The 25,396-nt window shown below is 66.5% G+C and carries 29 protein-coding genes; 12 read left to right on the top strand and 17 right to left on the bottom strand.

The features are described 5' to 3' along the window. The first annotated feature begins 64 nt into the window (after positions 1–64). The 9 genes from fliJ to fliR all read left to right on the top strand — a co-directional run bounded on the left by fliJ (position 65) and on the right by fliR (position 6,542). A complete protein-coding gene (fliJ, locus tag F464_RS0113165; protein WP_018990291.1) occupies positions 65–520 on the top strand; it encodes a flagellar export protein FliJ in 456 nt (151 codons plus the stop codon). A 78-nt stretch (positions 521–598) separates the two neighbouring features. After that, complete coding sequence (locus F464_RS29920; RefSeq protein WP_018990290.1) at positions 599–1,876, top strand: flagellar hook-length control protein FliK; 1,278 nt, start codon at positions 599–601, stop codon at positions 1,874–1,876. A gap of 92 nt (positions 1,877–1,968) precedes the next feature. Then, positions 1,969–2,529 (top strand): flagellar basal body-associated FliL family protein, encoded by a 561-nt coding sequence (locus tag F464_RS0113155; RefSeq protein WP_018990289.1) that lies wholly within the window; start codon positions 1,969–1,971, stop codon positions 2,527–2,529. A 9-nt stretch (positions 2,530–2,538) separates the two neighbouring features. Then, the gene (gene fliM, locus F464_RS0113150) at positions 2,539–3,543 is read left to right on the top strand and encodes a flagellar motor switch protein FliM (RefSeq protein WP_018990288.1); all 1,005 of its coding nucleotides are present in this window, start codon (positions 2,539–2,541) and stop codon (positions 3,541–3,543) included. Next, positions 3,536–4,012 carry a flagellar motor switch protein FliN gene (gene fliN / locus F464_RS0113145; protein WP_018990287.1) on the top strand — a complete coding sequence of 159 codons (477 nt, stop codon included), beginning with the start codon at positions 3,536–3,538 and terminating at the stop codon, positions 4,010–4,012. The genes fliM and fliN overlap by 8 nt, the downstream gene beginning before the upstream one ends. 246 nt (positions 4,013–4,258) lie before the next feature. After that, positions 4,259–4,693 (top strand): flagellar biosynthetic protein FliO, encoded by a 435-nt coding sequence (gene fliO, locus F464_RS0113140; protein ID WP_018990286.1) that lies wholly within the window; start codon positions 4,259–4,261, stop codon positions 4,691–4,693. Positions 4,694–4,775: 82 nt separating this feature from the next. Further along, positions 4,776–5,468: a flagellar type III secretion system pore protein FliP gene (fliP, locus tag F464_RS0113135; RefSeq protein ID WP_198292266.1), complete on the top strand. Its 693-nt coding sequence runs from the start codon at positions 4,776–4,778 to the stop codon at positions 5,466–5,468. 16 nt (positions 5,469–5,484) lie between these two features. Next, positions 5,485–5,754, top strand: a complete 270-nt coding sequence (gene fliQ / locus F464_RS0113130; protein WP_018990284.1) for a flagellar biosynthesis protein FliQ — start codon at positions 5,485–5,487, stop codon at positions 5,752–5,754. Positions 5,755–5,762: 8 nt separating this feature from the next. Beyond that, complete coding sequence (gene fliR, locus F464_RS0113125) at positions 5,763–6,542, top strand: flagellar biosynthetic protein FliR (RefSeq protein WP_018990283.1); 780 nt, start codon at positions 5,763–5,765, stop codon at positions 6,540–6,542. Between the two features lie 6 nt (positions 6,543–6,548). Here fliR and F464_RS0113120 read toward each other — a convergent pair whose 3' ends face one another. The 12 genes from F464_RS0113120 to flgB all read right to left on the bottom strand — a co-directional run bounded on the left by F464_RS0113120 (position 6,549) and on the right by flgB (position 16,817). Further along, a complete protein-coding gene (locus tag F464_RS0113120; protein ID WP_018990282.1) occupies positions 6,549–6,998 on the bottom strand; it encodes a hypothetical protein in 450 nt (149 codons plus the stop codon). Positions 6,999–7,017: 19 nt separating this feature from the next. After that, the gene (gene flgL / locus F464_RS0113115) at positions 7,018–7,932 is read right to left on the bottom strand and encodes a flagellar hook-associated protein FlgL (protein ID WP_026295970.1); all 915 of its coding nucleotides are present in this window, start codon (positions 7,930–7,932) and stop codon (positions 7,018–7,020) included. A 13-nt stretch (positions 7,933–7,945) separates the two neighbouring features. Further along, positions 7,946–9,391 carry a flagellar hook-associated protein FlgK gene (flgK, locus tag F464_RS0113110; RefSeq protein WP_018990280.1) on the bottom strand — a complete coding sequence of 482 codons (1,446 nt, stop codon included), beginning with the start codon at positions 9,389–9,391 and terminating at the stop codon, positions 7,946–7,948. A 64-nt stretch (positions 9,392–9,455) separates the two neighbouring features. Continuing rightward, positions 9,456–10,466, bottom strand: a complete 1,011-nt coding sequence (gene flgJ, locus F464_RS0113105; protein ID WP_018990279.1) for a flagellar assembly peptidoglycan hydrolase FlgJ — start codon at positions 10,464–10,466, stop codon at positions 9,456–9,458. Between the two features lies 1 nt (position 10,467). Beyond that, on the bottom strand, positions 10,468–11,583 hold the full coding sequence (locus F464_RS0113100; RefSeq protein WP_088179119.1) for a flagellar basal body P-ring protein FlgI: 1,116 nt from the start codon (positions 11,581–11,583) through the stop codon (positions 10,468–10,470). Between the two features lie 28 nt (positions 11,584–11,611). Further along, positions 11,612–12,289 carry a flagellar basal body L-ring protein FlgH gene (locus tag F464_RS0113095; RefSeq protein ID WP_018990277.1) on the bottom strand — a complete coding sequence of 226 codons (678 nt, stop codon included), beginning with the start codon at positions 12,287–12,289 and terminating at the stop codon, positions 11,612–11,614. Positions 12,290–12,299: 10 nt separating this feature from the next. Beyond that, positions 12,300–13,082, bottom strand: coding sequence for a flagellar basal-body rod protein FlgG (gene flgG, locus F464_RS0113090; protein WP_018990276.1), 783 nt, complete (start codon positions 13,080–13,082; stop codon positions 12,300–12,302). A gap of 136 nt (positions 13,083–13,218) precedes the next feature. Continuing rightward, entirely contained in the window at positions 13,219–13,959 is a 741-nt protein-coding gene (gene flgF / locus F464_RS0113085; protein ID WP_018990275.1) for a flagellar basal-body rod protein FlgF, read from the bottom strand. Positions 13,960–13,997: 38 nt separating this feature from the next. Further along, positions 13,998–15,257 carry a flagellar hook protein FlgE gene (gene flgE / locus F464_RS0113080; RefSeq protein ID WP_018990274.1) on the bottom strand — a complete coding sequence of 420 codons (1,260 nt, stop codon included), beginning with the start codon at positions 15,255–15,257 and terminating at the stop codon, positions 13,998–14,000. A 36-nt stretch (positions 15,258–15,293) separates the two neighbouring features. Then, positions 15,294–15,971 (bottom strand): flagellar hook assembly protein FlgD, encoded by a 678-nt coding sequence (locus F464_RS0113075; RefSeq protein WP_018990273.1) that lies wholly within the window; start codon positions 15,969–15,971, stop codon positions 15,294–15,296. A gap of 19 nt (positions 15,972–15,990) precedes the next feature. Next, positions 15,991–16,395, bottom strand: a complete 405-nt coding sequence (gene flgC, locus F464_RS0113070) for a flagellar basal body rod protein FlgC (RefSeq protein ID WP_018990272.1) — start codon at positions 16,393–16,395, stop codon at positions 15,991–15,993. 17 nt (positions 16,396–16,412) lie between these two features. Beyond that, the gene (gene flgB, locus F464_RS0113065; RefSeq protein ID WP_018990271.1) at positions 16,413–16,817 is read right to left on the bottom strand and encodes a flagellar basal body rod protein FlgB; all 405 of its coding nucleotides are present in this window, start codon (positions 16,815–16,817) and stop codon (positions 16,413–16,415) included. Positions 16,818–17,056: 239 nt separating this feature from the next. On the opposite strand from flgB, the gene flgA reads away from it, so the two are divergent. The 3 genes from flgA (at position 17,057) to F464_RS0113050 (ending at position 18,639) form a co-directional block, all read left to right on the top strand. Continuing rightward, a complete protein-coding gene (flgA, locus tag F464_RS0113060) occupies positions 17,057–17,776 on the top strand; it encodes a flagellar basal body P-ring formation chaperone FlgA (RefSeq protein ID WP_018990270.1) in 720 nt (239 codons plus the stop codon). An 88-nt stretch (positions 17,777–17,864) separates the two neighbouring features. After that, positions 17,865–18,161, top strand: a complete 297-nt coding sequence (gene flgM, locus F464_RS0113055; protein ID WP_018990269.1) for a flagellar biosynthesis anti-sigma factor FlgM — start codon at positions 17,865–17,867, stop codon at positions 18,159–18,161. A 4-nt stretch (positions 18,162–18,165) separates the two neighbouring features. Beyond that, entirely contained in the window at positions 18,166–18,639 is a 474-nt protein-coding gene (locus tag F464_RS0113050) for a flagella synthesis protein FlgN (protein ID WP_018990268.1), read from the top strand. 140 nt (positions 18,640–18,779) lie between these two features. On the opposite strand, the gene F464_RS0113045 is transcribed toward F464_RS0113050, so the two are convergent. The 5 genes from F464_RS0113045 to padH form a co-directional block, all read right to left on the bottom strand. Then, positions 18,780–19,187 carry a thioesterase family protein gene (locus tag F464_RS0113045; RefSeq protein ID WP_018990267.1) on the bottom strand — a complete coding sequence of 136 codons (408 nt, stop codon included), beginning with the start codon at positions 19,185–19,187 and terminating at the stop codon, positions 18,780–18,782. Between the two features lie 74 nt (positions 19,188–19,261). Further along, positions 19,262–21,346, bottom strand: coding sequence for a CoA-binding protein (locus tag F464_RS0113040; RefSeq protein ID WP_018990266.1), 2,085 nt, complete (start codon positions 21,344–21,346; stop codon positions 19,262–19,264). A 76-nt stretch (positions 21,347–21,422) separates the two neighbouring features. Further along, positions 21,423–22,781, bottom strand: coding sequence for a phenylacetate--CoA ligase PaaK (paaK, locus tag F464_RS0113035; protein ID WP_018990265.1), 1,359 nt, complete (start codon positions 22,779–22,781; stop codon positions 21,423–21,425). After that, entirely contained in the window at positions 22,771–24,111 is a 1,341-nt protein-coding gene (gene padI / locus F464_RS0113030) for an NADH-dependent phenylglyoxylate dehydrogenase subunit beta (RefSeq protein ID WP_026295968.1), read from the bottom strand. Before padI ends, paaK begins: the two co-directional genes overlap by 11 nt. A 10-nt stretch (positions 24,112–24,121) precedes the next feature. Beyond that, positions 24,122–25,390: an NADH-dependent phenylglyoxylate dehydrogenase subunit epsilon gene (gene padH, locus F464_RS0113025; protein ID WP_018990263.1), complete on the bottom strand. Its 1,269-nt coding sequence runs from the start codon at positions 25,388–25,390 to the stop codon at positions 24,122–24,124. Positions 25,391–25,396: the final 6 nt, after the last annotated feature.

The raw sequence follows: 25,396 nt of genomic DNA, 5'->3' as shown, positions 1-25,396 counted from the left end.
GTTTAGAATGCTCGCAAACCGACAACAAACCCGGGCATCCGGCACCGCAGACCCATTCCGCACCATGAGCAAACCCTTCCACCTCAAGCCACTGCTGGAACTCAGCCAGACGCGCATGGACGATGCCGCACGCCGCCTGGGCGAACTCATCGCCAGCGAGCAGGAGGGCGCGCGCAAGCTGGAATTGCTGCAGAACTACCGCGACGAGTACGAATCGCGTTTTCATGAAGCCGCGCGCAACGGCATCAGCCCCGACGAGTGGCGCAACTTCAGCGCCTTCATCTGCCGCATCGACGAGGCCATTGCCGTGCAGAAGGCCAACGTCGAACGCTCGCGCGAGATGACCGTCGCCGGCCAGCACGCGTGGATGACCCAGCGCAACAAGGTGAAGGCCTTCGACACGCTGCAGAAACGCCACGACCTCGGCGAGGCACGCAAGGAAGCCCGCCTCGAGCAGCGGCAGTCCGACGAGCACTCCGCCAAACGCTACGCGAACCGCGAAGACAGCGGCGAATCCTGAGTCTCCGTCCCTCGCTCAACAGCTTGGCATGCCCCTTGCTGTAATCACGACAGATACAGCCGTGAAAGGGAATCCACCATGTCGAATCCGCTCTTGACCAGCATGCTGCGCCTGAATGCCCCGTCCGCGCCGGCTCAGCCGCTCCAGCGCGCCGCAGAGGAAAGCCGGGCAGGCGAAAACGAGCTGAACGACGACAGTTTTTCCCGCGCCCTCGACCGCCGCATGAACGCGGCCGAACGCGCCCCCGCCCGCCCGGAAAAAGAGAGGCCGCAGGAACGTGCGGCGCAGGCGGCCGAACGCCCGCGCAGCGAAGCGCGGACCGAGACGCAGCGCAGCGGGGATGCGAACGCGACGGGCGCGAAGAGCGAAACCGGCGGCAGCGCAGCATCCAGTCCCGAGAAGACCGGCGAACAAACGGCGTCGGACAGCAACACCGCGGAAGGCGGAACCCAGGACGGCAATCCGGCCCAAGCCGGCATCACGCCGGCGGATCCCGCCGCCCAGGCGGCAAGCCTTGCCGCCCTGATGCCCGGCATTGCCGCCCTGCCGACCGATGACGCCGCCGCGAAAGGCGACACCTTGCTGACCTCCGACGTGCTCCTCGATGCACCCAAGCGCAAATCCGGCGCCTTCACGCTCGGCCAGTTGATCGCGGAAGCCGCAGCACAAGCGGGGTCGCCCGAAAAGCCCGGTGAGGAATCCGGCGGGGTTGCCGACGCGGTCGCCAAGGTGAAGGCCGACATTGCCGCCGGCAGCACGCCCGCGGCCTTCGGCGCGCGCTTGCAGATGGCTTCGCAGGAGTCCGCGCCGCCCGTGCCCGGCCTGCACGCCCAGGAACCGGACGCGCAGGCCGCCGGCCTCCACGCCTCGGCCTTTGCCCCCGGCACCGCGCGTGCGGAACAGACGCCGCCGCAGTTGCAAGTGCACACCCCGGCCGGCCAGCGCGCCTGGGCCGAGGACGTCGGCAATCGCATGATGTGGATGGTGGGACGCAACGAATCGAAGGCGGAACTTGTGCTCACGCCGGCCCATCTGGGCAAGCTCGAGGTTTCGATCCAGATCTCCGGCGACCAGACGACCGCGCATTTCGTCGCCGCGTCGGCGGCCGCCCGCGACGCACTCGAACAGGCAATGCCGCGTCTGCGCGAAGTCCTGCAGCAGGCGGGCATCAACCTCGGCCAGACGAACGTCAGCACGCAGGGCGACCCGCGCGCGCAGCAGGATGGCGGAAACGGAAGCGGTCGCGGGCAACGTGGCGCAACGGGGACGGATCAGGCGGGTGAGGCCCGGACCGTCCCCCTTTCCCCTGCGTCCTGGTCACGCACCGGCCTGGGAATGGTCGACATCTTTGCATGACAAATTGAATTGGGGCCGGTCTTCCCCACTTTTCCGCAATTGGGCGACGCAATTTATCGCGGATAATTCAGTTGTGGAAACAGGAGAACTTCATGGCCAAGGCCCCTACCCCCCCTCCCGCAGCAGCAGCCCCCCCCGCACCGGCGCCGAAACGGAGCAAGAAGCTCCTGATCCTGCTGATCGCCGCCGTCGTCGTGGTGGCTCTGCTCGCGGCCGCGGTGGTGGGCCTGTTGCTGATGAAGAAGAGCCAGTCGGCCGCGGGGGATTCCGAGGACGCGCCTGCGGTCGCCGCCGTCGATCTGAGCAAGCCGCCGACCTTCGTGCCGATGGACCCCTTCGTCGTGAACCTCGCGCCGGCAGAGGGCGAGCGCTACCTCCAGGTCGTCATGGCCCTGCGGGTGGTCGATGCGAAAACGGGCGAGAACCTCAAGGCCTTCATGCCGGAGATCCGCCACCAGATCAATCTTCTGCTGTCGAGCAAGCTGCCGTCCGAACTGTCTACGATGGAAGGGCGCGAAGCGCTGGCGGACGAAATCGTCCACCGCACCAACGGCGTGCTCGGCGCGCGCCCTGCGAAGACGGGCGACGGGAAGATCAGCGCCCCCACCGGGCCGATCCAGGCGGTGCTGTTCAACTCGTTCATCATTCAATAAGAGGACGTCATGTCTTCCGATTTTCTCTCCCAGGATGAAGTCGACGCACTACTGAAGGGCGTCGCCGGGGAGCCCGAGGAACAGGAAGAAGAACTCGGGGACGAGGCGGGCGTTCGTCCGTACAACCTGGCCACCCAGGAACGCATCGTCCGTGGGCGCATGCCCACGATGGAGCTCATCAACGAGCGCTTTGCCCGGTACCTGCGTATCGGGCTTTTCAACTACATGCACCGGAACGCCGAAGTGTCGGTCGGACCGGTGAAAGTGCAGAAGTACGGCGAGTTCGTGCGCAACCTGGTGGTGCCGACGAACCTGAACCTGATCCTGGCAAAGCCCCTGCGCGGCACCGGGCTGATCGTCTTCGACCCGAACCTCGTGTTCATCGTCGTCGACAACATGTTCGGCGGCGACGGCCGCTTCCATTCGCGGGTCGAGGGGCGCGACTTCACGCCCACCGAGCAGCGCATCATCCAGGGCATGCTCAACGTCGTATTCACCGAATACACGCGGGCCTGGGCACCGGTGTTCAAGATCGAGATGGAGTACGTCCGCTCGGAGATGAACTCGCAATTCGCCAACATCGCCACGCCGTCGGAAATCGTCATCTCGGCGAGCTTCTCGCTCGAATTCGGCGGCTCGCAGGCGGACATGCACATCTGCTTCCCGTACTCGATGGTCGAGCCGATCCGCGACCTGCTCTATTCGACGATGCAGAGCGACCACCTGAGCCAGGACAACCGCTGGATCAGCCTGCTCACGCGCCAACTGCAGAGCGCCGATGTCGAACTGGTGTGCAATCTGGGCAGCGCGAAAATCACCCTGCGCGACATCGTCAATATGCGCGTCGGCGACGTGATCCCGATCGACGTGCCCAGGATGCTCGAGGCCGAAGTCGACGGCAGCCCGGTTCTGGAAGTGAGCTACGGCAGACAGGGCACGAACTACGCGATCAAGGTCGAACGTTTCCTCGCCAACAAAGACGACCCCACAACATTCGGAGGCCGAAATGGCTGACAACGACAACGATCCCGACAACCAGGTCACCGAAGACGACTGGGCGGCGGCGATGATGGAACAGGCTGCGGCCGAAACCGGCCCGGATGCGGAAGCGCGTCGCGTTGCCGCGGACCTTGCCGCCGCCGCGGAATCCCCCTACCAGGCGAAGCCGGCGAGCCACCTCTTCCCTGACTTCGGTGCGTCCGCGCCCCGCGCGGGCGGGCTCAACGACTTCGACATGATCCTGGATATCCCCGTCCAGCTCACCGTCGAACTGGGCCGCACCAAGATCTCGATCCGCAACCTGCTGCAATTGGCACACGGCTCGGTGGTCGAGCTCGACGGCCTGGCGGGCGAACCGATGGACGTGCTGGTGAACGGCACGCTGATCGCCCAGGGCGAAGTCGTGGTCGTCAATGACAAGTTCGGCATCCGCCTGACCGACATCATCACGCCCGCCGAGCGCATGCGGAAGATCCGCGGCTGAACGCCCGGGGATTATTCAATACATCCGTTCGCCCTGAGCCCGTCGAAGGGCACTGGCAGGGTTTCGACAAGCTCGGCCCGGACCGTGGTTGGCTGCGGCGCTCCTGTTGCGCGCGGCACGCGGCAAATCACCGAATTGTCCCCTTTTTGCCCGTCTTATCGCCCCCTCGGCAAGACAGGCGCGCGGGTATGCTTCTTCCATCCCAAGAAGCGCAGATCCGCCGTGATGCAATTTCCGAAACTCCCCGTGGCAGTCCGACTCGCGCCGCTCGCGCTGGCCGGCGTCGGCGCGCCGCTCTTCGCCGCGGACGCGGCAGTACCGGCCGCCCCCGGCATCACCGACGGCCTTGGCCAGATGCTGCTGGGCCTCGCAGTGGTCCTCGGCCTGCTGCTGGGCTGCCTGTGGCTGATCAAGAAGCTTTCGGCGCCGCACGGGGCCGCCGCCGGTCTGCGCGTGCTCGGCGCCGTGCCCGTCGGCCCGCGTGAGCGCGTGGTGCTCGTCGAAGTCGGCGGACAGGTGCTGGTGCTGGGGGTCACGCCGACCAACGTGCGCACGCTGCACACGCTGCCCGCGGACGCGCTGCAGAACGCAACGCCCAATGCCCCCCTTCCCTCCGGCCCGTTCGGAGACTTCCAGGGCTGGCTGAAGCGTTCGATGGAGCGTCGCAACGATGCGAAATGACGCCCCCTGCGCGCCGACCCGCGCCCTCACCTCCTGCGCGCTGATCCGCGCACTCGCTCCGTTCGCCCTGCTGCTCCTTCCGATGGCGGCCGGCGCCCAGGGCCTGCCGGCAATCACCGGCACGCCGGCGCCGGGCGGCGGCACGACCTACAGCCTGAGCGTGCAGACCCTGCTGCTGCTCACCTCCTTGAGTTTCCTGCCCTCGGTCGTGCTGATGATGACGAGCTTCACGCGCATCATCATCGTCTTCGCGCTGCTGCGCACCGCGATGGGCACGCAGACCTCCCCGCCCAACCAGGTGCTGCTCGGGCTGGCACTGTTCCTGACCTTCTTCATCATGTCGCCGATCATGGAGAAGGTGTACACCGACGCCTACCTGCCGATGTCGCGCAACGAGATCCAGTTCGACCAGGCTCTCGAACGCGCGTCGGTGCCGGTGAAGGGCTTCATGCTCAAGCAGGTGCGCGAGCCGGACATCGCGCTGTTCGCGAAGCTGGCCAAGACCGCGCCGGTCGAAAAGGCCGAGGATCTGCCGATGCGCGTCGTCGTGCCGGCCTTCGTCACGTCGGAGCTGAAGACCGCCTTCCAGATCGGCTTCCTCGTGTTCATCCCCTTCCTCATCATCGACATGGTGGTCGCGTCGGTGCTGATGTCCATGGGCATGATGATGATGTCGCCGGTGATCGTTTCGCTGCCGTTCAAGATCATGCTGTTCGTGCTGGTCGATGGCTGGACCCTGATCGTCGGGTCGCTGGTCGGCAGCTTCGCGGTGTAAGACAGGAGAATTCGCCATGACCCCGGGTACCGTCGTCGATATCGGCCGCCAGGCCGTCGAGATCACCCTGATGCTGGCCGCGCCGATGTTCCTCGCCGCGCTGATCACCGGCCTGATCGTGAGCGTCTTCCAGGCCGCGACGCAGATCAACGAGATGACTCTGACCTTCGTGCCGAAACTCATCGCGGTGTTCGTCACGATGGTCGTCGCGGGTCACTGGATGATCGCGCTGATCACCGACTTCACGCGGCGCCTGTTCGAATCGATCCCGACGATGATCGGCTAGCGTCGGCAATGCTGAGCGTCACCTCCGCCCAGCTCGACGCCTGGCTCGCGGCGCTGATGTTCCCGCTCGCGCGCCTGCTCGGGCTGGTGAGCGCCGCCCCGCTGTTCAGCAACCGCATGGTGCCCGTGCGCGTCCGCCTGGCCATCGGCATGGCGATGGCGATGGCGGTGCTGCCCGCCCTGCCGCCCATGCCCGCAGTGCCGGCCGACTCCATGCTGGCGCTCGCAGTCCTGGCCCAGCAGGCCTTCATCGGCATCGCGATGGGCTTCATGATGCGACTGATGTTCGCCGCGGTCGACGTCGCGGGCGAACTGATCGGCCTGCAGATGGGCCTGTCCTTCGCGGTGTTCTTCAGTCCGCAGACCGGCGGCCAGACGTCGGTGATCGCCGAGTTCCTCGGCCTGCTCACGCTGCTCGTGTTCGTCGCGATGAACGGCCACCTGATGCTCGTGAACGTCGTCGTCGCGAGCTTCGAATGGCTGCCGGTCGGCAAGCTGCCCAAGGGCGAGGGGTGGATGCTGATCGCGTCCTACGCCGCCGTGATGTTCGCGTCAGGCCTGCTCCTGGCCCTGCCCATGGTCGCGGCGCTGCTCATCACCAACACGGCTCTCGGCGTGCTCACGCGCGCGGCGCCGCAGCTCAACCTCTTCGCGGTGGGCTTTCCGGTGACGCTTTCGGTGGGTTTCGTGGTGCTGCTGCTGAGCCTGGGCAGCTTCGCGCCGGTGCTGCAACGCATCTTCGAATCCGGCTTCGACGGGATAGACCGGCTGCTGCGCGCCTTCGTTTAGCCGGCTTCAGATGCCGGGAAAGGTGCGCGAACGGTGATAGCGCACTTCGCCGCTGGCGACGCGGTGCGCGAACGGGCGGGTCGAGTCGATGCCTTCCTCGAAACGCATCACGTCATACCCCGCAAACCCCTTCGATTCGGCGATTTCCCGCGCATTGCGGGCAAACACCTGCCGCGCCTCGCCCTCGCCGCCCGTGAGCAGCCTCTTCATGCGCAGGTCGAAGCGCACGCGCTCCTCGTCGAGGCGGGTCACCGAGATGTCCCAGGTGGGCGCCAGCGGATCGTAGATCGCATAGGCGATCAATGCCCCGCCGATGTACTCGGCCTCGAACAGATCCAGTTCCGAGGCCGTGATCGCGGCCCCCACGCCCGCGGCCACCTTCGCGCCGTGATCCTGCAACAGCGCGCAGCCTGCGAAGGCGGGCACGATCAGGCACAGGGCGAGACGGGCTGGCACGCGAGACACGTTCGGGACCTCAGCTGAGCAAGTTGAAGAGCGACAGACCCGTTACACGCACGTAGGACTGCTGTGCGGCCTCGAGGATCGTCTGCTGCTGCGTGAAGCGCGAGATGGCCTCGTTGTAGTCGAGGTCCTGCAGTTGCGACAGCGTCTCGGCGTACTGCTGATCGTGCGCCGCCGCCAGTTCGCCCAGCGCGTCGAGTTCCACCATGCGCGAACCGACCGAGGCGCGAATCGTGCTGACGTTCTCCAGTGCCGCATCCATGTCGCCGATCGCCTGCGACACCGCCGCCCCCTTATCGCTGGCCGGATCGCGCAGCGCAGCGATGAACTGCGAGATCGCGCCGAACACCTGCGACTCGCCGGTCGCGGGATCGGCCATGAACACCTTGCTGCCCGGCTCGGCGACGGGCATCACACGGGTAGAACCGACCTGCATGGCCCGCTCGCCCGCATCCCCCTCGTAAATCACCTCGCCGGATACGCCAACGGAAAATGCCGGCTGCGCCGACTGATAGCCCGCGAACTGGTAGTCTCCCGTCGCATCCTTGACGTTGGCGATGCCCAGCAGCGCGTTGAACTGCGCTTCGAGGTCGGTCGCGATCGCCCGATGCTCGCTGTCACTGAAGGCCCCGTTGCCCGCCTCCACTGCACGGGTGCGGACGTCAGTCAGAATTTCGGTGATGCTGCCGAGCGTGCTCTCGAGCGAAGCGAGCGCGCCCTTCGCATAGCCCTGATTGGTCTGGAACTGCGTGTTGACGCTCTTCGATTGCGTCACTTCGAGCGCACGCGCGGCCGCAATGGGGTCGTCCGACGGACGCAGGACGCGAAGCCCGGAGGAAAGCTGCTGCTGCGTATGCACGAGATCCGCGCTCTGCCGCATCATCGAGTTGCGGCCCGCGTCGAAGATCATGCCGGTCGAGATTCTCATGATGTCACCCCGTTCAGCGCGAAATCGCCAGGATTTCGTCGAACAGCGTCCCGGCCACCGACATCACGCGCGCTGCCGCCTGGTAGGACTGCTGGAAGCGGATCAGGTTGGCCGCCTCTTCGTCGAGATTCACCCCGGAAAGGGATTGCTGCGCGTCGATAGCCTGCTGCAGCTGCGATTCCTGGCTGCGTTCGCCGATCTGCACTTCGCGCGTCTTGTTGCCGACGAAGCTGACGAGCTGCGCGTAGGCCGACTGGAAGGTCGCGGTGTCGCCGTTCATGAGCTTTTCGGTCTGCAGCGCGGCGAGCGCGAGTGCATTTTCGTTGTTGCTGCCGCCTGCGCCCACTGTGGCCGTCGGTGCGCCCGAAGCGGCGACCTTGCGCGGATCGGTGAGCACGACGGCAAAGGCCCCGGCCGCCTCGCGGCGCCCGATGTCGGTGGCGGCGAAGCTGCTCAGGTCCTTGAAGAAGGCAATGCCGGTGCTCGTCCCGTCGAGGTCGTAACCGGCAGCATGAATCGCGTTGAATTCGGAAGCGAACGCGATCGCGAGATCGCCGAGCTGCTCGCGCGCCGCGTTCAGCGTCTCGTTGCGGAAGCGCAAGTACCCGCCGAGCTGGCCGCCGGTGAGCACCGAGTCCGGCATCAGCACCGAGCCGCCGCCGGGGGTTGCAAGGCGGATCTCGCCGCGGAAGGGATCGGACGGCACCGATGAATCCGCCGCGACGACAAGTTGCGACACCGCGGTGCCGACGACGAGCGGCTGGCCGCTGCCGATGAACACGCTGAGCGAGCCGTCCGACTCCGTCGTGGTGCTCACCTTCACCAGCTTGTTGAGCTCCGCGACGAGGTTGTCGCGCTGGTCCAGCAGATCGTTCGCCGGAATCGACGGACCGCCCACCTGCGCCAGCGCGATGCGCTCGTTGATGTCCGAGATCTGGCGCGCGTACGCGTTGATCGAATCGACCGTGCTGACGATCTGGCCCTCGTTGATGTCGCGGATCTCGTTGAGCCGCGTGTCGAGGCCATTGAAGCGCGCCGCCAGCGACTCTGCGCTCGAGATCAGCGCCTGGCGTGCCGGGACGCTCGACGGATTGGTCGCCACGTCCTGCACGCCGGCGAAGAAATCCGCCAGCGCGGGCGAGAGTCCCGAGCTCGTGTCGGCGAGCAGGTTGTCGATCTGCGAAATCTGCGTGCTGTAGGCGGAAAATTCCTCCTTGCGTGCCGATGCGTTGAGCACCTGCTGACTGAGGAACTGGTCGTACAGGCGCCGCACCCCGTCGACCTCCACGCCCTGGCCGAAGAAGCCGGCGCCGGAGAAGAACGGATTCGCCGTGGTCAGGATCGTCGTCTGGCGATTGAAGCCCGGCGTGTTCGCGTTCGTGATGTTATGGCTGGTCGTCAACAGGTTCGCTTGCGAACTGTTGATGCCCGTCAGACCGATGCTCAGTAGTCCAGCCATGATATTTCCCTCGTTACCGCTGCTCTTGCGTCATTCGCTTGCAAGTTCCCTGCCAGCGGCAGACTCAGCCCGCCAGTGCCGTGCGCAACGTGGCGCCGCCGATGATGCGCGTGAGCTTGTCGGCGTACATGGGATCGGTCGCGTAGCCCGCCTGCTGCAGGCTGCGCGCGAAACCCGCGGCATCGGTCTGGCCGAGCACCTCCGCGTAGCGCGGATTGCCGCGCAGCAGGTTCGCGTAGTCGCGGAACGCCTCGGCATACGAGCCGTAGGCGCGGAAACGCGCAGTTTCCGTGTAGGGACGGCCGTTCGTGTACTCGGTCACCGGCACCTCGACCACCGCCCCCTTCCAGTTCGGCCCCGCCTTGATGTTGAAGAGGTTGTAGCTCGGCGAACCGTCTGCACGGCGTAGCTCACCGCGCCCCCAGCCGGTCTCGAGCGCCGCCTGCCCGACCATGAAATGCGCCGGGATGCCCGTGCTGCGGCTGGCTTCGCCCGCGTGCGCCCACACGCGATTGACGAATTCGCGCGCGCCCTCGGGAACCGGGCGCGACGACTGCGCGTCCGCCGCCTCCCCGGCATCACCCGCACCCCGAAGCCCTCCGGCCTCGCTGCGCGGCCTGCCGATCACCGCCCCGAGCCGGGCGGCAAACTCCGCCAGCTCGTCGGCATCGGCGGCGGGCTTTGCCGCCGGCAACTCGCCGCCGGCAACGATTGCCGCCCGCCGCGGAATGCGCGACACGTCGAGGCTGCCTTCGCCCGCGGCAGCCTGCACCGGAGCTTCGCCGCCAAGCTGGCGCACGATCGCGTCGGCAAGGCCGACACCGCGCCCCTGCGCCATGTTCATCGCCATCTGCTGGTCCTGCAGCGCCTGGAAGAGCCTCGTCTGGTCGCTGTCGAACATGCCGTTGGACGGCACCGCGTCGCGCATCGACTTCAGCACCATCTGCATGAACAGCGCCTCGAACTGCTTGGCCGCCGCGCGCAGGCCTTCGGGCGAATTGCCGTCGCGCGCGAGCCGCTTCATGTCGGCCAACGCCCGCGGATCCATCGCATTGATCTGGGTGGCCGCAACCATGTCAGATCACCTCCAGCTCCGCACGCAGCGACCCCGCGGCCTTCATCGCCTGCAGGATGCTCACGAGGTCCATCGGCGTGGCGCCGAGCGCGTTCAGGGCCTTGACCACCTCGGCGAGATTCGCACCGCTGCGCACGTTGTGCAGCGTGCCCTGGCCCTGCTTGATGTCGACCGACCCGCTCTGCGTCGTCACCGTGCGGCCGCCGGAAAGCGGCGCCGGCTGGCTCACCGCGGTATCGACCCCCACCGTGACGGTCAGATTGCCGTGGGCGACCGCAACGTTCTGCAGCGTCACGGCCTGGTTCATCACGACCGAACCGGTGCGCGAGTTCACGATCACCTTCGCCGCCTGCAGCACCGGCGTGACCTCGATATTCTCGAGCTTGCCGAGGAAGGCGACGCGGTCGGAGGGATCGAGCGGCGCGCGCACCTGGATGCTGCGTCCGTCGAGCGCCTGTGCGGTGCCGCCGGAAGTCGCCTGATTGATCGCATCGACGACGCGGCGCGCGGTGCCGAAATCTGTGTCCTTGAGATCGAAGGTCACGAACTCGCCCTGCGCGATCGAGGTCGGTACGGCCCGCTCGACCGTCGCGCCGCCCGGAATCCGCCCGGCCGAGAGGTGGTTGATGGTCTGCGATGCACCGCCGCCCGAGGCCCCCGCGCCACCCACCAGCAGGTTGCCCTGCGCGACGCCATACACCTGGCCATCGGCGCCCTTCAGCGGCGTCATCACCAGCGTGCCGCCGCGCAGGCTCTTCGCGTTGCCCATCGACGACACGGTGACGTCGATCTGCTGCCCCGGCCGCGCGAACGGCGGCAGGCTCGCGGTGACCATCACCGCGGCGACGTTCTTGAGCTGCAGGTTCGTGCCCGGCGGCAGCGTCACGCCCATGTTGCCGAGCATGTTGATGATGCTCTGCACCGTGAAGGGCGTCTGCGTGGTCTGGTCGCCACTGCCGTCGAGACCGATCACGAGGCCGTAGCCGGCGAGCTGGTTCTCGCGCACGCCGGCGATCGTCGCCAGGTCCTTCAGCCGCTCGGCGGCGGACGCCGTTCCCGCGACCAGCATCGCCAACGCGCATACCAGTGCGCGAATCCCCCTGCCATTGCCCGACATCATCGACTCCTGCGACGCATCAATGCACTCAGAACGGCGACACCGCTACAAAGAAGCGCTGCAGCCAGCCCATCGTGTTCGATTCGTCGATGTAACCGCTACCCTTGTATTCGATCCGCGCATCCGCGACCTGCGTCGACTGCACCGTGTTCGCGGCCGTCACCGTGATCGGATTGATCACGCCCGAAAAGCGGATGAATTCGTTGCCCTGATTGATCGCCATCTGCTTCTCGCCGGACACGAGCAGGTTGCCGTTCGGATACACCTCGATCACCGTCACCGTGATCGTGCCGTTGAACACGTTGTTCGCTGCCGAGGCACCCTTTCCCTCGAAATCCGACTTCACGCCGGCCTGCAGATCCATGCCCGCCAGGCCCGACAGCGGCACCTTCGACGCCGCGGTGATGCCGCCGGTGACGTCGGAATCGCGCGTGGCGCTGCTGTTGGCGCGCTTCTGTGCCGTGTTGCGCTCGACGAGATTGATCGTCAGCGTGTCGCCGACGAGGCGCGCGCGACGGTCCTCGAACAGCGGCCGCAACTGCGCCGCCTGGTAGATGGAGCCGTTCGCCGGCGCCATCTGCGTGCGAGCCTCGGGCCGCACCGTCATCGGCTGATGCACCACCGTGGGCGGCGTCGAATAGATCGACGCGCAGCCCGACAGCAGCAACACCGCCATCGCCATCGCCCCCAGCGCCTGACCCTTCATGATCCGCTCCTTACAGCTGCGTCAGCCGTCCCAGCATCTGGTCGGACGTCTGCACCGCCCGCGAGTTGAGCTCGTAGGCGCGCTGCGTCGTGATCATGTTCACCAGTTCCTCGGCGACGTTCACGTTCGAGGTCTCGACGTACTGCTGGTTGAGCACCCCGGCGCCATTGGTTCCGGGCGCGTTCGGCGTCGGTACGCCGCTCGAGGCCGTCTCACGGAACAGGTTCTCGCCCGCGCTCGACAGGCCGCCCGGATTCACGAAGGTCGCGATCTGGATGTTGCCAACCACGGTCGGCGCGGTCTGCCCGGCCTGCAGCACGCTCACCGTGCCATCCTTGCCGATCGTGATCGTCTGCGCGTCGTTCGGGATGATGATCGCCGGTTCGAGCGGATAGCCGCTGGCAGTCACGATCTGCCCCTGCGAATCGAGCTGGAACGCGCCGTCGCGCGTGTAGGCCTGCGTGCCGTCGGGCAGCGTCACCTGAAAGTAGCCGTTGCCCTGCACCGCCATGTCGAGCGGATTGCCCGTCTGCTGCAGGCTGCCCTGCGTGTGGATGCGCTCGGTCGCCACCGTGCGCACGCCAGTGCCGATCTGCAGGCCGCTGCCGATCTGGTTCTGCTGCGTGTTCTGCGCACCCGGCTGGCGGATCGTCTGGTAGAGCAGATCCTCGAACACCGCACGCGCCCGCTTGAACCCGTTGGTCGAAACGTTCGCGAGGTTGTTCGAGATCACGTCCAGCTGAGTCTGCTGCGCCTCGAGGCCGGTCCGTGCAATCCACAATGAGCGAATCATGATCCTGACTCCCTTTCCTTCGCAGGCAGACGGTCTGCCTGCAGTCTCGGGGTCAGTTTACGGCGGGGCGGATCGACTCGATCTCCGGAACACCCGCGGAAAAGCCCCGCTAATTCCCCTGCTCGCCCGCCGCCCGTCAGCGGGCCGCAAGCACCTGTGCGCCAGCACGGTCGTTGGCCTCGGCGGTCTGCAGCATCTTTATCTGCATCTCGAACTGGCGGGCGAGCGAGATCATCTGCACCATCTGGTCGACCACGCTCACGTTGCTGCCTTCGAGGTAACCGCCCGCCACGCGCACGTTCTCGTCCTGGGGCGCAACGGCGCCGTCCTGCAGGCGGAACAGCCCGTCGTCGCCACGCACCAGCGAGGCCTCGGGCGGATTCACGAGCTTGAGACGGCCGATTACATTGATGACGTTCTCGGCCCCGCCCGCCTGGAGTGCGGAAATCGTGCCGTCCTTGCCGATCAGGAACTCGTTGTCGGGCGGAATGGTCACGGGGCCGCCGTCGCCCAGCACCGGCAGGCCGCTGCGCGTCTGCACCACACCGTTCGCGCTCAGCTGCAGGCTGCCGTCGCGCGTGTAGGCCTCGCGCCCGTCCGGCAGTTGCACCGCCAGCCAGCCCTTGCCTTCGACCGCCACATCCAGCGGGCGCCCGGTGTGCTGCATGGGCCCGGATTCGAAGTTCGTTGCCACGCTCGCGTCCACGACGAAGGCGCGCGTCGCGAGCCCTTCGCCCTGCACCGGCACCGCGCGCAGCTTGTGCAGCTCGGCGCGGAAGCCCGTCGAGGTGGCGTTGGCCAAGTTGTGCGACACGGCGGCCTGCTGGCCCATCGTGTTCTTCGCCCCGGTCATCGCCGTGTAGATCAGCCGATCCATGATCCTCTCTCCCTATCCCGCGAAGCCGGCTATGCCGGTCAGCGCAGGTTCACCAGCGTCTGCAGGATCTGGTCCTGGGCGCGCACCGACTGCGCATTGGCCTGGTAGGCGCGCTGCTGCACGATCAGCTGCACCAGCTCGGCCGTCAGGTCGACGTTCGCTTCCTCGACCGCCCCTGCGTTGAGCAGGCCGAGGTTGGCGCTGCCCGGCACGCCAACGATCGGCTGGCCCGAATCCGGTGATTCGGCCCACAGGTTGCCGCCGAGAGACAGCAGCCCGTTGGGGCTCTGGAAGTTCGCCAGCACCACCTGGCCGAGATCGCGACTCTGGCCGTTGCTGTAGCGCCCGAGGATCACGCCGTCGTCGCCGATCGTGATGCCCGTCAGACGACCCGACGCAAAGCCGTCCTGGCGCAGCGTATTCACGCCGAAGGCGCTGCCGAACTGCGACGAAGCCGCCAGATCGAAGGAGATCGTCTGGGTTGCCGAGGCGCCGGTGCCGGCGAACTCGGGGAAAGTAAGGTCAAACTGGCCGCCGGATGTCATCGCGCCGGCGGTGTCGAACTGCAGCGGCGAACCCGGCGCGGGAATCGCGATCGCGTCGCCCGTGCCATCCACCTGGTAGAAGCCGTCCCACGTACCCGCCGCGGTCTTCTGGAAGAAGAAGGTCAGCGTGTGCGCATTGCCCAACGTGTCGTAGGCGGTTGCCGAGGTGGAGAAGTTGTAGCCGCCCGCGGTCACGTTGGTACGGTCCAGCGGTGTCGGGTTGGTCGGATCGAAGGACGGCGAAATCGGCTCGCGCGAGTCGAAGTTCATCGCCAGCGTCATCTGCGAAGACGGATTCGGCTGCACGTCGGAGAAATCCAGCTGCAGGCGCTGCGGCTCGCCGCCGGTCAGGATCACGCCGTTCGTTGCCGCATAACCGGTGAGCTGGTAGCCCTGCGAATTGACGATGAAGCCGTCCTTGTTCACGTCGAACTGGCCGTTGCGGGTGTAGGCGATCGACCCGTCCGGCGCCGACATGCGGAAGAAGCCGTTACCGTTGATCGCGACGTCGAGCGGATTGTTCGTCGTCGTGATGTTTCCTTGCGAGAACAACTGCGTCACGGCGCCGATCGCAGCACCGATGCCCACCTGTGTCCCGCCGCCGGCGCCGTTCAGCGCCGCCGCGAACACATCGGAAAACTCCGCGCGCCCCGCCTTGAAGCCGACGGTATTCGAGTTCGCAACGTTGTTGCTGATGACATCGAGGGCCTTCGAGGACGAATTAAGTCCGCTCAAACCTTGCTGGAAAGCCATGGCCGTCTCCCTGGAAACTCGGTCTCAAACAATTCTTCAAACAATCTGCCGGACATCGGACATCTTGAAGATGCCGAGCTCGCCGACCTGCAGGTCGGTGCCCTTGGTGCCCCGCACCACGCTCGTCACCGCCCCGAATTCGAGCGCTTCGGCCGCGACGGGCTTGCCGCCGGTCACCGCCTCGATGCTCACCGTGTATTTGCCGTTCGCCGCACGGCTGCCGTCCTTCGTCGTGCCGTCCCACTGGAAGTTGTGCGTGCCGACGTCGAAGGAACCGAGATCGACCGCCGCGACCTCCAGGCCCTGCGCATCCTTGATATGCATCGTCACCGCGTCTGCCGGCACGTCGAGGGCGAAACCGCCGATTGCACCCGCATCGCCCAGCTTCAGGCCGGAACCGGGGATCAGCACGCCGCGCCCCACCAGCGACGCCGCCTGCATCGCCTCGGACGACTGCTGGCCGTCGAGCAGCTGCGTGAGCATCGCGTTGAGCCGCTCGATGCCATCCACCGTGCTGATCTGCGCGAGCTGCGAAGTCACCTGCGCGTTGTCGAGCGGATTCATCGGATCCTGGTTCTTGAGCTGCGCAGTCAGCAGCGTCAGGAAGCGCCCCTGGCTATCGACGTCGTCCTTCGACGAAGTGCTGTCCTTGCGCCCGAGCAAGGCCAATGCCGAGTCGGCTGCCGAGGAAACCGTGTTGTTGACCGTTGCCATGATCCGCTCCCGAAAACCCTTACTGGCCGATCTGCAGCGTGCGCTGCAGCAGCGTGCGGGCCGTGTTCATCACTTCCGCGTTGTTCTGATAGGCACGCGAGGCCGAGATCATGTTGGTCATCTCCTCGACCACATTCACATTCGACATCTCGACGTAGCCTTCCGTGTTCGCCGCCGGGTTGCTCGGGTCATAGGTCAGGCGCCCGGGCTCGGCGCTCTCGACGACGTTCGAAACCGTGACCCCGACGCTGTTCGGACCGGCCACCGGCGCGGCGGTGAACACCACCTGCTTGGCACGGTAGGGCTGGCCGTCCGGCCCCGCGACGCTGTCGGCGTTCGCCAGGTTCGATGCCGTCGCGTTCAGGCGCGCCGATTGCGCGTGCAGCGCCGATCCGGCGATCGCAAATACGTTGAACATGCTCATGGACGCCTGTCCTCCGCTCACTGGCCGCTGATCGCCGTCTGCATGCTGCGCAGCAGGCCGTTGATGAAGGTCACGCTCGCCTCGTAATGCACCGAGTTCTCGGCGAAGGCGGCGCGCTCGACGTCCATGTTCACGGTGTTGCCGTCCACACTGGACTGGAACTCGCGGCGATACCCGACGAAGGCCCCGAACGGCATCTCCGCCGCCACGTCGAGATGGCGGGAAGACGTGCTCGCCAGCGCGAGCGGCCCCATCCGCCCGTCCACCGCTCCTTTCAGCGCGGTGCGGAAGTCGATGTCACGCGCCTTGTAGTTCGGCGTATCCGCATTCGCGATGTTCGACGCCAGCATCTGCTGCCGCTGCGCCTGCAGATTCAGTGCCGTCTGGTGAAACTGCAGCGCGTTGTCGAGTTGGGTCTTCATGGCATCACCTCAAGTTACTACACCGGTTGCCGATAAGTGCCTCATCGGCCGGCACTCGCTCCATTGCACCTTCCATGCCAGCGATCTTAGTCCTGCCCCCACAAGCCCCTGACCGCGATAAGACCGGCAAATACCGGCCAATTCCGCCGCTTTCGACAGTGGTGCGGCGGCAGCCGGCAAGCCGCGGCGGAAAACTTTGCCGGTTGCCGATCGCCCGGCCGCATGGTGGAATGCGCCCCATGCTTTCGAACCGCCTCATGCCCCCTTCCTGCCGCAGCGCCGTCATTTCCCTGCTGGCCCTCAGCCTCACGCTCGCGGGCGGAAGCGCCGGCGCACAGCAGCCCCTGCCGCCGGTCCGACAGGCCGTATCGGTTTTCCTCGCCCAGCAGACTTCGGGCCTGCCCGGCAAGGTCGGTGTCACGATCGAAGGCGTCGATCCGCAGAACCAGCTCCCCGCCTGCGCCGAACTCGTTCCCTTCCTTCCACCGGGCACACGCGCCTGGGGCCGGATCAACGTCGGCGTGCGCTGCGAGTCGCCGGTCAACTGGACGATCTACGTGCCCGCGCAGGTCTCCGTCATCGGCGATTACCTGGTTGCCGCGCGCCCGATCCGTTCCGGCCAGGTGATCGCACCGGCGGACCTCGAACGTCGCAGCGGCGACCTCGCGGGCGAAGCCCCCAACACCCTGACCGACATGACGCAGGCGGTCGGCCACAACGCCCGCTTCACGATCGCCGCTGGCAACACGCTGCGAACCGACATGCTCCGCCTGCCCCAGGCGGTGCGGCAGGGCCAGAACGTCAAGGTCGTCGGAACCGGCACCGGCTTTGCGGTTACCAATGAAGGGCGGGCGCTCAATGCCGCGGCCGCAGGCGAACCGGTTCGCGTGCGGCTAGGGAGCGGTCAGGTCATCTCCGGCAAGGCCCGTGCCGACGGGAGCGTCGAACTCGATTTCTGATCGCGCGGCCATCCGGAAAATATTCGCCTAAAGTTTTCACTCCGGCGGTCGTGAACACGAGCAGAGACCGCTTAATGGGAGTGCCGCCATGAAAATCGAAGGAACAATGAAGCCGTCGGGGTCAGCCCCGACCGGTGAGGCCCGCGGAAAACGTCCGGCCAGCACGACGATTGCCGGCGACGCGAATGAAAAGGTCGAACTGTCCTCGCTCTCGTCCAGCCTCAACAAGGCGGAAGCAGCGATGGCCTCGGCGCCCGAGATCGACCGCGCCCGCGTCGATGAAATCCGTCAGGCGATCAGCGAAGGACGCTTCAAGATCGACGCCAACCGCGTCGCCGACGGCCTGATCGAGAGCGTGCGCCAGATGCTTGGCGCGCAGAAATAGTGCCGTGAGCCTGCAGCCCGAACTTCAGCGACTCGTCCAGCTGATCGACAGCGAGGCGGTTCTGCTGCGCGGCTTCCTTGCGCTGCTCGAACGCGAGGAAGCCCTGCTCATTGCCGGCGACGCCGACGGCCTGCTCGTCCTGACGCGGGAAAAGACGGAACGCTTCCATCAGCTGCAGCGCATCCACAACGACCGCGCCCTGCTGCTCGGCAGGCTCCGTCGTCCGAACACCGACGCCGCGATCCGCGAGGTGTGCCAACCGCTGCCCGACACGCTGCGGCGCTGGGACGAGATTCACGCGCTCGCACGCGACGCGCAGGCGCGCAACGAACTCAACGGCAAGCTCGTTTCCGAACGGCTCCAGCATAACCAGGCAGCGATGTCGATCCTCCTCGACGCGGCACGCCAGCCTTCGCTCTACGACGCCGCAGGCATCGCCCGTCCTAGCGGCGGCGGCCGCCACCTCGGCAGCGCCTGAAACGGCGAGGCCCGCTCGAGCTCTCGCCGAACGGGCCTCGCAAGCAATCTCGCAGCGACATCGCAACCCTCGCGAGGCGGGTCGCTACCGGCTTGCCCTCGCCGGGCTGCGAAACAGCCGGAGGGCAAGCCCGACGCCGATCACGCCGCAGCCATCGCCTTTTCGAGCTTGGCCTTGAGGCGCTGAGCGGTCTTCTCGGCGCCGACGACAAAGCGGCTGTGCTTGCCGCGGGCGACTTCCTCGAGCGCGTCGCGCGCGGTGAATTCGAAGGTCACGGCGGGGCCGTTCACTTCGACGAGCTTCACGGTGATCTCGATCCACATGCCCAGCAGCGTCGCGCCGACGTGGTCGAGCTCGACGCGGGTGCCGACCGAATCCTTGCCGGCTTCGATGTTTTCCAGCAGCAGGTCACGGCAAACGACTTCGATGTCGTAGAGCAGCGACGGCGTCGAATAGACGCGGCAGTCGTCGCCCATGAAGCCGATGGTGCGGCCCTTGTCGATGTCGTAGCGGCGGGTGGACGTCAGTCCGGCTTTGAGTTCGCTCATCTTCCAGTCTCCTTGGTGTTGGACGCCGGTCCCTGCCGGCGTCGGATTCGTACGATTTCGTTGTGCTTCGGTGCTTACTTGTTGCGTTCGCGGATCGCGTCCGCTTCCAGCCGTGCCTCGACGTAGCGGGCGAGCGCCTTCGTGCCACGGCCGCAATTGCGGAACACGCACACGCCCTGGTCCATCAGCTTCGCGGCCATCGCGTCGTACAGCGAGCCGCCGTCGACGATGCCGATGACGGGCTTGTCGCTCTTCGAGGCGAGCGGCGGGTAGATATGGACGGTGCCTTGCGGGTCCGAGAGGTCGTAGCCGGGGCGCAGCTTGCTCGTTTCGAGGCCGCGGATCGACGGTGCGGTCGGGTCGAGGCCGACGACGACGGCGTCGATGTTCGGGTCGTCGAGGAAGGCTTCGGTGATCTGCAGGTGGACGCCATCGTCAGCCCCGGGGTTGATGTCGATGGGGTTCCTGACCTCGACCAGCGCGTCGAGGCGCTTGGCGGCGAGGATGGCCTGCACGCGTTCGACGGTTGCGGCTTCGAGCGCGCCCATTTCCAGCGAGGAGGTTTCGGTCGCAACCGAATCGGCCATGCCGACGGCCTCGAAGCCCGCGCCGCTGATCGCACCAAGGCGCTTGCCGACCTTCTTGCCGTGCAGCGAGCCGGCGATGTAGAAGAGGTCGTCGAAGGTGTTGAAGTCCTCGGCGACGATCGCGCCGGCCTGGCGCAGCACGGCCTCGAACAGGACCGGATCGCCGGCGATAGACGCGGTGTGGCCCATCACGCCGCCCGCGCCCGCTTCGGTGCGGCCGGACTTGTAGACGACGACCTGCTTGCCCTTGAGCACCGCCTTGCGCACCGCGCGGGCGAAGTCGAGGCCGTCGCCGTCCTTGAAGCCTTCGATGTAGATGCCGAGGGTGTCGATGCCGTCGCGTTCGGCAAAGAAGCTCAGCATGTCGCCGTGCGTGAGGTCGGTCTGGTTGCCCAGCGCGAGCATGTAGGCCGGGTCGAGCCAGGGGTTCTGCGAGATGCGCGTGATCATGAAGGCGCCGGACTGGCTCAGCATGACCGAGTTGCGTTGCGCCTTCTTCTGCGGCTTCGGGAGCCGTTCCAGCGGGATGAACCAGGAGTCGTAGCCGCCCGGATGCGAGACGACACCGAGGCAGTTCGCGCCGAGGAAGACCGGTCCGCCGCCCGGGTTGGCGTGGGCGGCGTTGATCTTCGCGGCGAGCGCGGCGGCGGGTTCGCGGCTCTTCGCGGTCTCGCCGAGGCCGCCGGGGATCAGCATCACTGACTCGACGGCATCGGTCGCGATGATCTCGTCGACGAGTTCGTATACCGCTTCGTTGGGCACCGCGACGATCAGGAGATCGAGCTTCGCGGGCAGCGCACGCAGGCTGTCGACGCAGCGCACGCCGTCGATCTCGGTCTCGCCGGGCCGGATGATGGTCAGCTTGTCCTTCGTGTAGCCGCTGCCCATCAGGTTCTTGAGGATGATGCGGCCGAAGTTCATGCCGCTCGCCGACACGCCGATGATGCCGATCGACTGGGGATGGATGAGCTTGTCGATCTTGTGCAGCGGACGCGGCAGACGGCCGGCGACGGGCTTGCCGAACTCGACGCGCGCGGCGCCGACGGTCGGCTTCTTCGCGAATTGCACCTGATCGAGTTCGAGTTCGCGGATCACGAATCCGGCCTGCGGGTTCTGCGCGGAATATTCGCGGCCGAGACCCAGCATCAGGCCGAAGCAGAATTCGAGCACCGGATCGGGCGCACGGCGGCCGTCGCGCTGCGCCAGTGCCGCCATCTTCTGGTAGGCGACCGTGCGGCGGAAGAGGCGCAGGAAGTCCGCGGCGTCGGTAAGTTCGACGGCGGCGGACACGGCGGCGCGATCCTTGCGGAAGTTGGCGCGGTCGAGTGCACCATCGAGGCCACCTGCGCCGGCCGTGAGGACCATGCCGAACTCGCGGGTGTTTTCGAGGGCGATGCGCAGGTCGACGCCGCCGGGGACGCCTTCGGCGAGGGCGGCGCCGAAGCTCGCGACGAAGCGTTCGCACTCGACGGCGTCGAAGGCGTTCCTCCCCTGCCCTGCCGCCTGCCTGAACAGCTCGCCGGTCGCGGCATTCAGCGCGTCGCCGGGACTGATGGTGGTTCGGTCATTCACTGTGTTGTCTCCGTCCGTGCCGCCTCTGGGGCGGCCATTGTTTGTTTTCTGACCCCTGGCCTCAACTTCCCCTGCTTTACCCCTTCGGCCGCTTGTCGATCACGCGCTTGGCCTTGCCGACCTGGGTGCGCTCGATGCGTCCTGAATCGAGGATCTGCACGTCCGCGCTCACGCCCACGCGGCTCTTGATCTCGTGCCGGACTTCGGCGGCGATCTTCGAGCGCTGGGCATCGGTGAGCCCGTCCGACAGGTCGTGGCGCACTTCGGCGAGCACGGCGAGTTCGTCCATGTGGCCCGGCCGCGTGATCTGCAGCTGGTAGTGGCCGCAGAGCTGGTCGTGGCGCAGGATGATTTCCTCGATCTGCGTCGGGAAGACGTTCACGCCGCGGATGATCAGCATGTCGTCGCTGCGGCCGGTGATCTTGCCCATGCGGCGCATCGTGCGCGCGGTGCCGGGCAGCAGCATCGTCAGGTCGCGCGTGCGATAGCGGATGATGGGCAGCGCTTCCTTCGTCAGCGAAGTGAAGACGAGTTCGCCCGGTGTGCCGTCGGGCAGGACTTCGCCGGTCACGGGGTCGATGATCTCGGGGTAGAAGTGGTCTTCCCAGATGTGCGGGCCGTCCTTGGTCTCGATGCATTCGCAGGCGACGCCCGGACCGATCACTTCCGACAGACCGTAGATGTCGATGGCGTCGATGCCCAGCCGCGTCTCGATCTCGCGGCGCATCTCGTTGGTCCAGGGCTCGGCGCCAAACACGCCGATACGCAGCGTCGTCGAGGCGGGGTCGATGCCCTGCTCCTGCAGTCCGTCGGCGACCGTGAGCATGTAGGACGGGGTCGCCAACATCATCGTCGGCTTGAACTCGCGGATCAGCTGGATCTGCTTCTCGGTGTTGCCGCCACCCATCGGGATCACGGTCGCGCCGAGCGCCTCGCAGCCGTAGTGGGCACCGAGGCCGCCGGTGAAGAGGCCATAGCCGTAGGAGTTGAGGATGATGTCGTCAGGGGTGCCGCCGGCCGCGCGCAGCGAACGCGCGACCACCGAGCCCCACATCGCGATGTCGTTCTTGGTGTAACCGACGACGGTCGGCAGGCCGGTGGTCCCGGACGACGCATGCACCCGCACGATGTCACGCATCGGCACAGCGAACAGGCCGTAGGGATAGTTCTCGCGCAGCTCCTTCTTGGTGGTGAAGGGGAACTTCGAGAGGTCGGAAAGCTGCTTCAGGTCCGACGGATGCACGCCCGCCGCGTCGAAGGCCTGCTTGTAATGCGCGACGTTGTCGTAGGCATGCTGCAGGCTCCACCTGAGCCGTTCGAGCTGCAGCGCGGCGAGCTCGTCGCGGCTGGCCTTCTCGATCGGATCGAGCGTCTCCGGCGCCGCGCCCTTCCCCGTTGCCCCTTTCGATGCTGCAAAACCGTCCCTAGCCGACATGTGCATGCTCCGTCATCCGTTCCACGAATTTCTGGTTTTCAACGACTTTCTTCTGGATGTGCTCGACCTGCTCGGACGAGAGGTGGCGGAAGCGGCCCATCGCCTTGAGGTAGTCCGTAACCGGCAGCGGGTCGTCCACCGGCTTCGTGAAGTGTAGCCCGTCCTGCGGCGTGTATTCCCACAGCATTACGAAGTTGGTCTCGACGGCCTTGCGCGCGACTTCCATGTTGAGGTTCGACGGGAAGCGCCAGCCGGTCGTGCAGGGCGAATAGACGTGCAGGTAGGCGAAACCGGTCTTCGACGCGGCGATGGCCTTGTCGAGCTTTTCGTACAGGTCTTCCATGTACGCGGTGGAGGCCGTCGCGACGTAGGCGCAGCGGTGGTTCACCATGATCAGCGGCAGGTTCTTCGCGTCCTGCGTCTTGCCGCGCGAGGTCTCGCCCACCGGCGTGGTCGAGGTCCAGGCGCCGTAGGGCGTGCAGCTCGAACGCTGCATGCCGGTGTTCATGTAGCCCTCGTTGTCGACGACCATGAACAGCATCTGCTCGCCACGCTCGGCCGCTCCGGAAAGCGACTGGAAGCCGACGTCGGACGCGCCGCCGTCGCCGGCGATCGCGAGCGCCTGCACGTCGCGGCCGACGCGCTTGTACTGGCGCTTGATGCCGGCGAGCATCGCCGCGGTGTTGGTGAGCAGCGGGTGGAAGACGGGGACCTTGGTGCCGGTCGTGCCGTTGAAGCCGACCGAGCCCATCCCCGGCACGCAGCCCGGCGGCGTCGCGAGCACGGTGTCGGGGCCGACGCGGCGCAGCGTGTGGCGCATCAGCAGTTCCGTGTTGCAACCCTGGCAGCCGGCGAGACCCGGCGCGAACAGATCTTCCCAGTCGCCCACTTCGTTGTAGATGTTGGCGGTGGTGACATATTTCAGCGCGCCGTGCGGACAGGCGGGCACGCAGGCCGGGTTGCCGTCGCAGGTGTCGCACTTCGACACGTGGCCCGCGGTTTCATCCAGCGCGATGCCGGCGTAGGCACAGCCGACCGTGCATAGCAGGCAATCGACACATTTCGAGGCGTCCCAGCCGATCACGCCGCTCGTGCTGTCCTTGTTCAAGGCGCCCGCGGGGCACACGGTGACGCACTTCGGGTCCGCGCACTGGCGGCACAGCGCGAGTTCGAAGGTCTTGTCCGGGGCGCCCTCTCGCCCGTAGATCTGGATGCGCGAACGCGCGATGTCGTCCGTGCCGGTCTTGGCCTGCGCGCAGGCCGTCATGCAATCTCCGCAACCGTCGCACTTGGCGGGGTCGAAGGCGATGGTGCTGTAAGCTCGTCCCATTGATGGCTCCTTAGCGCCAGGTCTGCGACATGATTTCGCGGCCGACTGCGAGCGGGTTCGCAACGAAGCGCTCGCGCAGCGGCGTGAGGTCGGTGCGGCGCAGGATCAGTTGCGCCATCACGCCACCGTCGAAGAATTCGTTCACGCCGAAGATGCCGGTGAGGCAGCCGTCGGCGCCGAAGATAGCCTTCAGGTAATGCCCGGTCTGCTCGTCGAAGCGGGTGACGACCTCGCCGCCTTCGGGCACCTTGCTCGACCCGACCGAGATCGCGTGGCGGCCGAAGAAGTGGTAGGTGTTGAGCGGCACGCCGCCGGCGTAGTCCTGGATGCCCGGGTCGCCTGCCATCGCCATGCCGGCGACACGGCCCTGGATCGTCGCGTCGGGCAGGATCGCGTTCATCACTTTGGTATCGGTGAAGAAGCCGCGCGCCTGTGCGCAGTCGCCCGCGGCCCAGACGTTGGCGGCGGTCGTCTGCATGCGGTCATCGACGAGGATGCCCTGTTGGTGCTCGACGCCGCTGCCGTTGAGGTAGCCCATGTTGGGCTTCACCCCGGTCGCGACGAGCAGCAGGTCGGCTTCCAGCGTCGTGCCGTTCTCCAGCGTCAGCTTCGCGCCGGCAGGAGAAGGCTCCAGACGCACGACGCGGCTGCCGGTCATGATCTTCGCGCCGGCGTCACGGAAGGCCTGCTCGATCATGTCGGCGGCGACCTTGTCGAAGTAGCCCGACGTGAGCTGATCGCTCATCTCCACGATGGTCACGCTCGCGCCGGCCTTCACGAGGTTCTCTGCGGCGTGCATGCCGACGAGGCCGGCGCCGAGGACGACGGCCTGCTTGGACTCGGCGATCGCGCCGCGCAGCTTGAGCGCGTCATCCAGCGTGCGCAGCACGTGGTAGGAGACGGTGTCAATGCCGGGGATCGGTGGGATCGCAGGTGATGCGCCGGTCGCGAGCAGCAGCTTTTCGTAGACGACCGAGGAGCCGTCCACGAGCTCCACGCTGTTGCGATCGGCGTGCAGCGCCTTCAGCCCCGACTCCGGTCGGTAGCTCACCTTGTTGCGCGCGAAGAAGTCTTCGTCGCGCAGGAAGATGCGTGCCGGCGCGGATTTGCCCGACACGACGTAGGGCAACACGGTGGGCGAATACGGCAGGTGCGAATCGCGCGTGACGACGGTGATCGGCCCTTCCGCGTCGTGCATGCGGATCGCGTTGATCGCCTCGAGCGCCGCGTGGCTGCTGCCGGCGATCAGGTATTTGGTGTGTTCGATGGCTCGGTCCATGCTGGC

This window comes from Aromatoleum toluclasticum ATCC 700605 (assembly GCF_000378245.1).
Classification (GTDB): domain Bacteria; phylum Pseudomonadota; class Gammaproteobacteria; order Burkholderiales; family Rhodocyclaceae; genus Aromatoleum; species Aromatoleum toluclasticum.
Note: the sequence above shows the minus strand (reverse complement) of the source record. Positions and strands in the feature narration are given on the sequence as shown.

What these genes read in the sequence shown, in the direction of transcription:
- fliJ (WP_018990291.1), top strand. Translation starts at nt 65, where the DNA reads ATGAGCAAACCCTTCCACCTCAAGCCACTGCTGGAACTCAGCCAGACG.
- F464_RS29920 (WP_018990290.1), top strand. Translation starts at nt 599, where the DNA reads ATGTCGAATCCGCTCTTGACCAGCATGCTGCGCCTGAATGCCCCGTCC.
- F464_RS0113155 (WP_018990289.1), top strand. Translation starts at nt 1,969, where the DNA reads ATGGCCAAGGCCCCTACCCCCCCTCCCGCAGCAGCAGCCCCCCCCGCA.
- fliM (WP_018990288.1), top strand. Translation starts at nt 2,539, where the DNA reads ATGTCTTCCGATTTTCTCTCCCAGGATGAAGTCGACGCACTACTGAAG.
- fliN (WP_018990287.1), top strand. Translation starts at nt 3,536, where the DNA reads ATGGCTGACAACGACAACGATCCCGACAACCAGGTCACCGAAGACGAC.
- fliP (WP_198292266.1), top strand. Translation starts at nt 4,776, where the DNA reads ATGGCGGCCGGCGCCCAGGGCCTGCCGGCAATCACCGGCACGCCGGCG.
- fliQ (WP_018990284.1), top strand. Translation starts at nt 5,485, where the DNA reads ATGACCCCGGGTACCGTCGTCGATATCGGCCGCCAGGCCGTCGAGATC.
- fliR (WP_018990283.1), top strand. Translation starts at nt 5,763, where the DNA reads ATGCTGAGCGTCACCTCCGCCCAGCTCGACGCCTGGCTCGCGGCGCTG.
- flgL (WP_026295970.1), bottom strand. Translation starts at nt 7,932, where the DNA reads ATGAGAATCTCGACCGGCATGATCTTCGACGCGGGCCGCAACTCGATG.
- flgK (WP_018990280.1), bottom strand. Translation starts at nt 9,391, where the DNA reads ATGGCTGGACTACTGAGCATCGGTCTGACGGGCATCAACAGTTCGCAA.
- flgJ (WP_018990279.1), bottom strand. Translation starts at nt 10,466, where the DNA reads ATGGTTGCGGCCACCCAGATCAATGCGATGGATCCGCGGGCGTTGGCC.
- F464_RS0113100 (WP_088179119.1), bottom strand. Translation starts at nt 11,583, where the DNA reads ATGTCGGGCAATGGCAGGGGGATTCGCGCACTGGTATGCGCGTTGGCG.
- F464_RS0113095 (WP_018990277.1), bottom strand. Translation starts at nt 12,289, where the DNA reads ATGAAGGGTCAGGCGCTGGGGGCGATGGCGATGGCGGTGTTGCTGCTG.
- flgG (WP_018990276.1), bottom strand. Translation starts at nt 13,082, where the DNA reads ATGATTCGCTCATTGTGGATTGCACGGACCGGCCTCGAGGCGCAGCAG.
- flgF (WP_018990275.1), bottom strand. Translation starts at nt 13,959, where the DNA reads ATGGATCGGCTGATCTACACGGCGATGACCGGGGCGAAGAACACGATG.
- flgE (WP_018990274.1), bottom strand. Translation starts at nt 15,257, where the DNA reads ATGGCTTTCCAGCAAGGTTTGAGCGGACTTAATTCGTCCTCGAAGGCC.
- F464_RS0113075 (WP_018990273.1), bottom strand. Translation starts at nt 15,971, where the DNA reads ATGGCAACGGTCAACAACACGGTTTCCTCGGCAGCCGACTCGGCATTG.
- flgC (WP_018990272.1), bottom strand. Translation starts at nt 16,395, where the DNA reads ATGAGCATGTTCAACGTATTTGCGATCGCCGGATCGGCGCTGCACGCG.
- flgB (WP_018990271.1), bottom strand. Translation starts at nt 16,817, where the DNA reads ATGAAGACCCAACTCGACAACGCGCTGCAGTTTCACCAGACGGCACTG.
- flgA (WP_018990270.1), top strand. Translation starts at nt 17,057, where the DNA reads ATGCTTTCGAACCGCCTCATGCCCCCTTCCTGCCGCAGCGCCGTCATT.
- flgM (WP_018990269.1), top strand. Translation starts at nt 17,865, where the DNA reads ATGAAAATCGAAGGAACAATGAAGCCGTCGGGGTCAGCCCCGACCGGT.
- F464_RS0113045 (WP_018990267.1), bottom strand. Translation starts at nt 19,187, where the DNA reads ATGAGCGAACTCAAAGCCGGACTGACGTCCACCCGCCGCTACGACATC.
- paaK (WP_018990265.1), bottom strand. Translation starts at nt 22,781, where the DNA reads ATGTCGGCTAGGGACGGTTTTGCAGCATCGAAAGGGGCAACGGGGAAG.
- padI (WP_026295968.1), bottom strand. Translation starts at nt 24,111, where the DNA reads ATGGGACGAGCTTACAGCACCATCGCCTTCGACCCCGCCAAGTGCGAC.
- padH (WP_018990263.1), bottom strand. Translation starts at nt 25,390, where the DNA reads ATGGACCGAGCCATCGAACACACCAAATACCTGATCGCCGGCAGCAGC.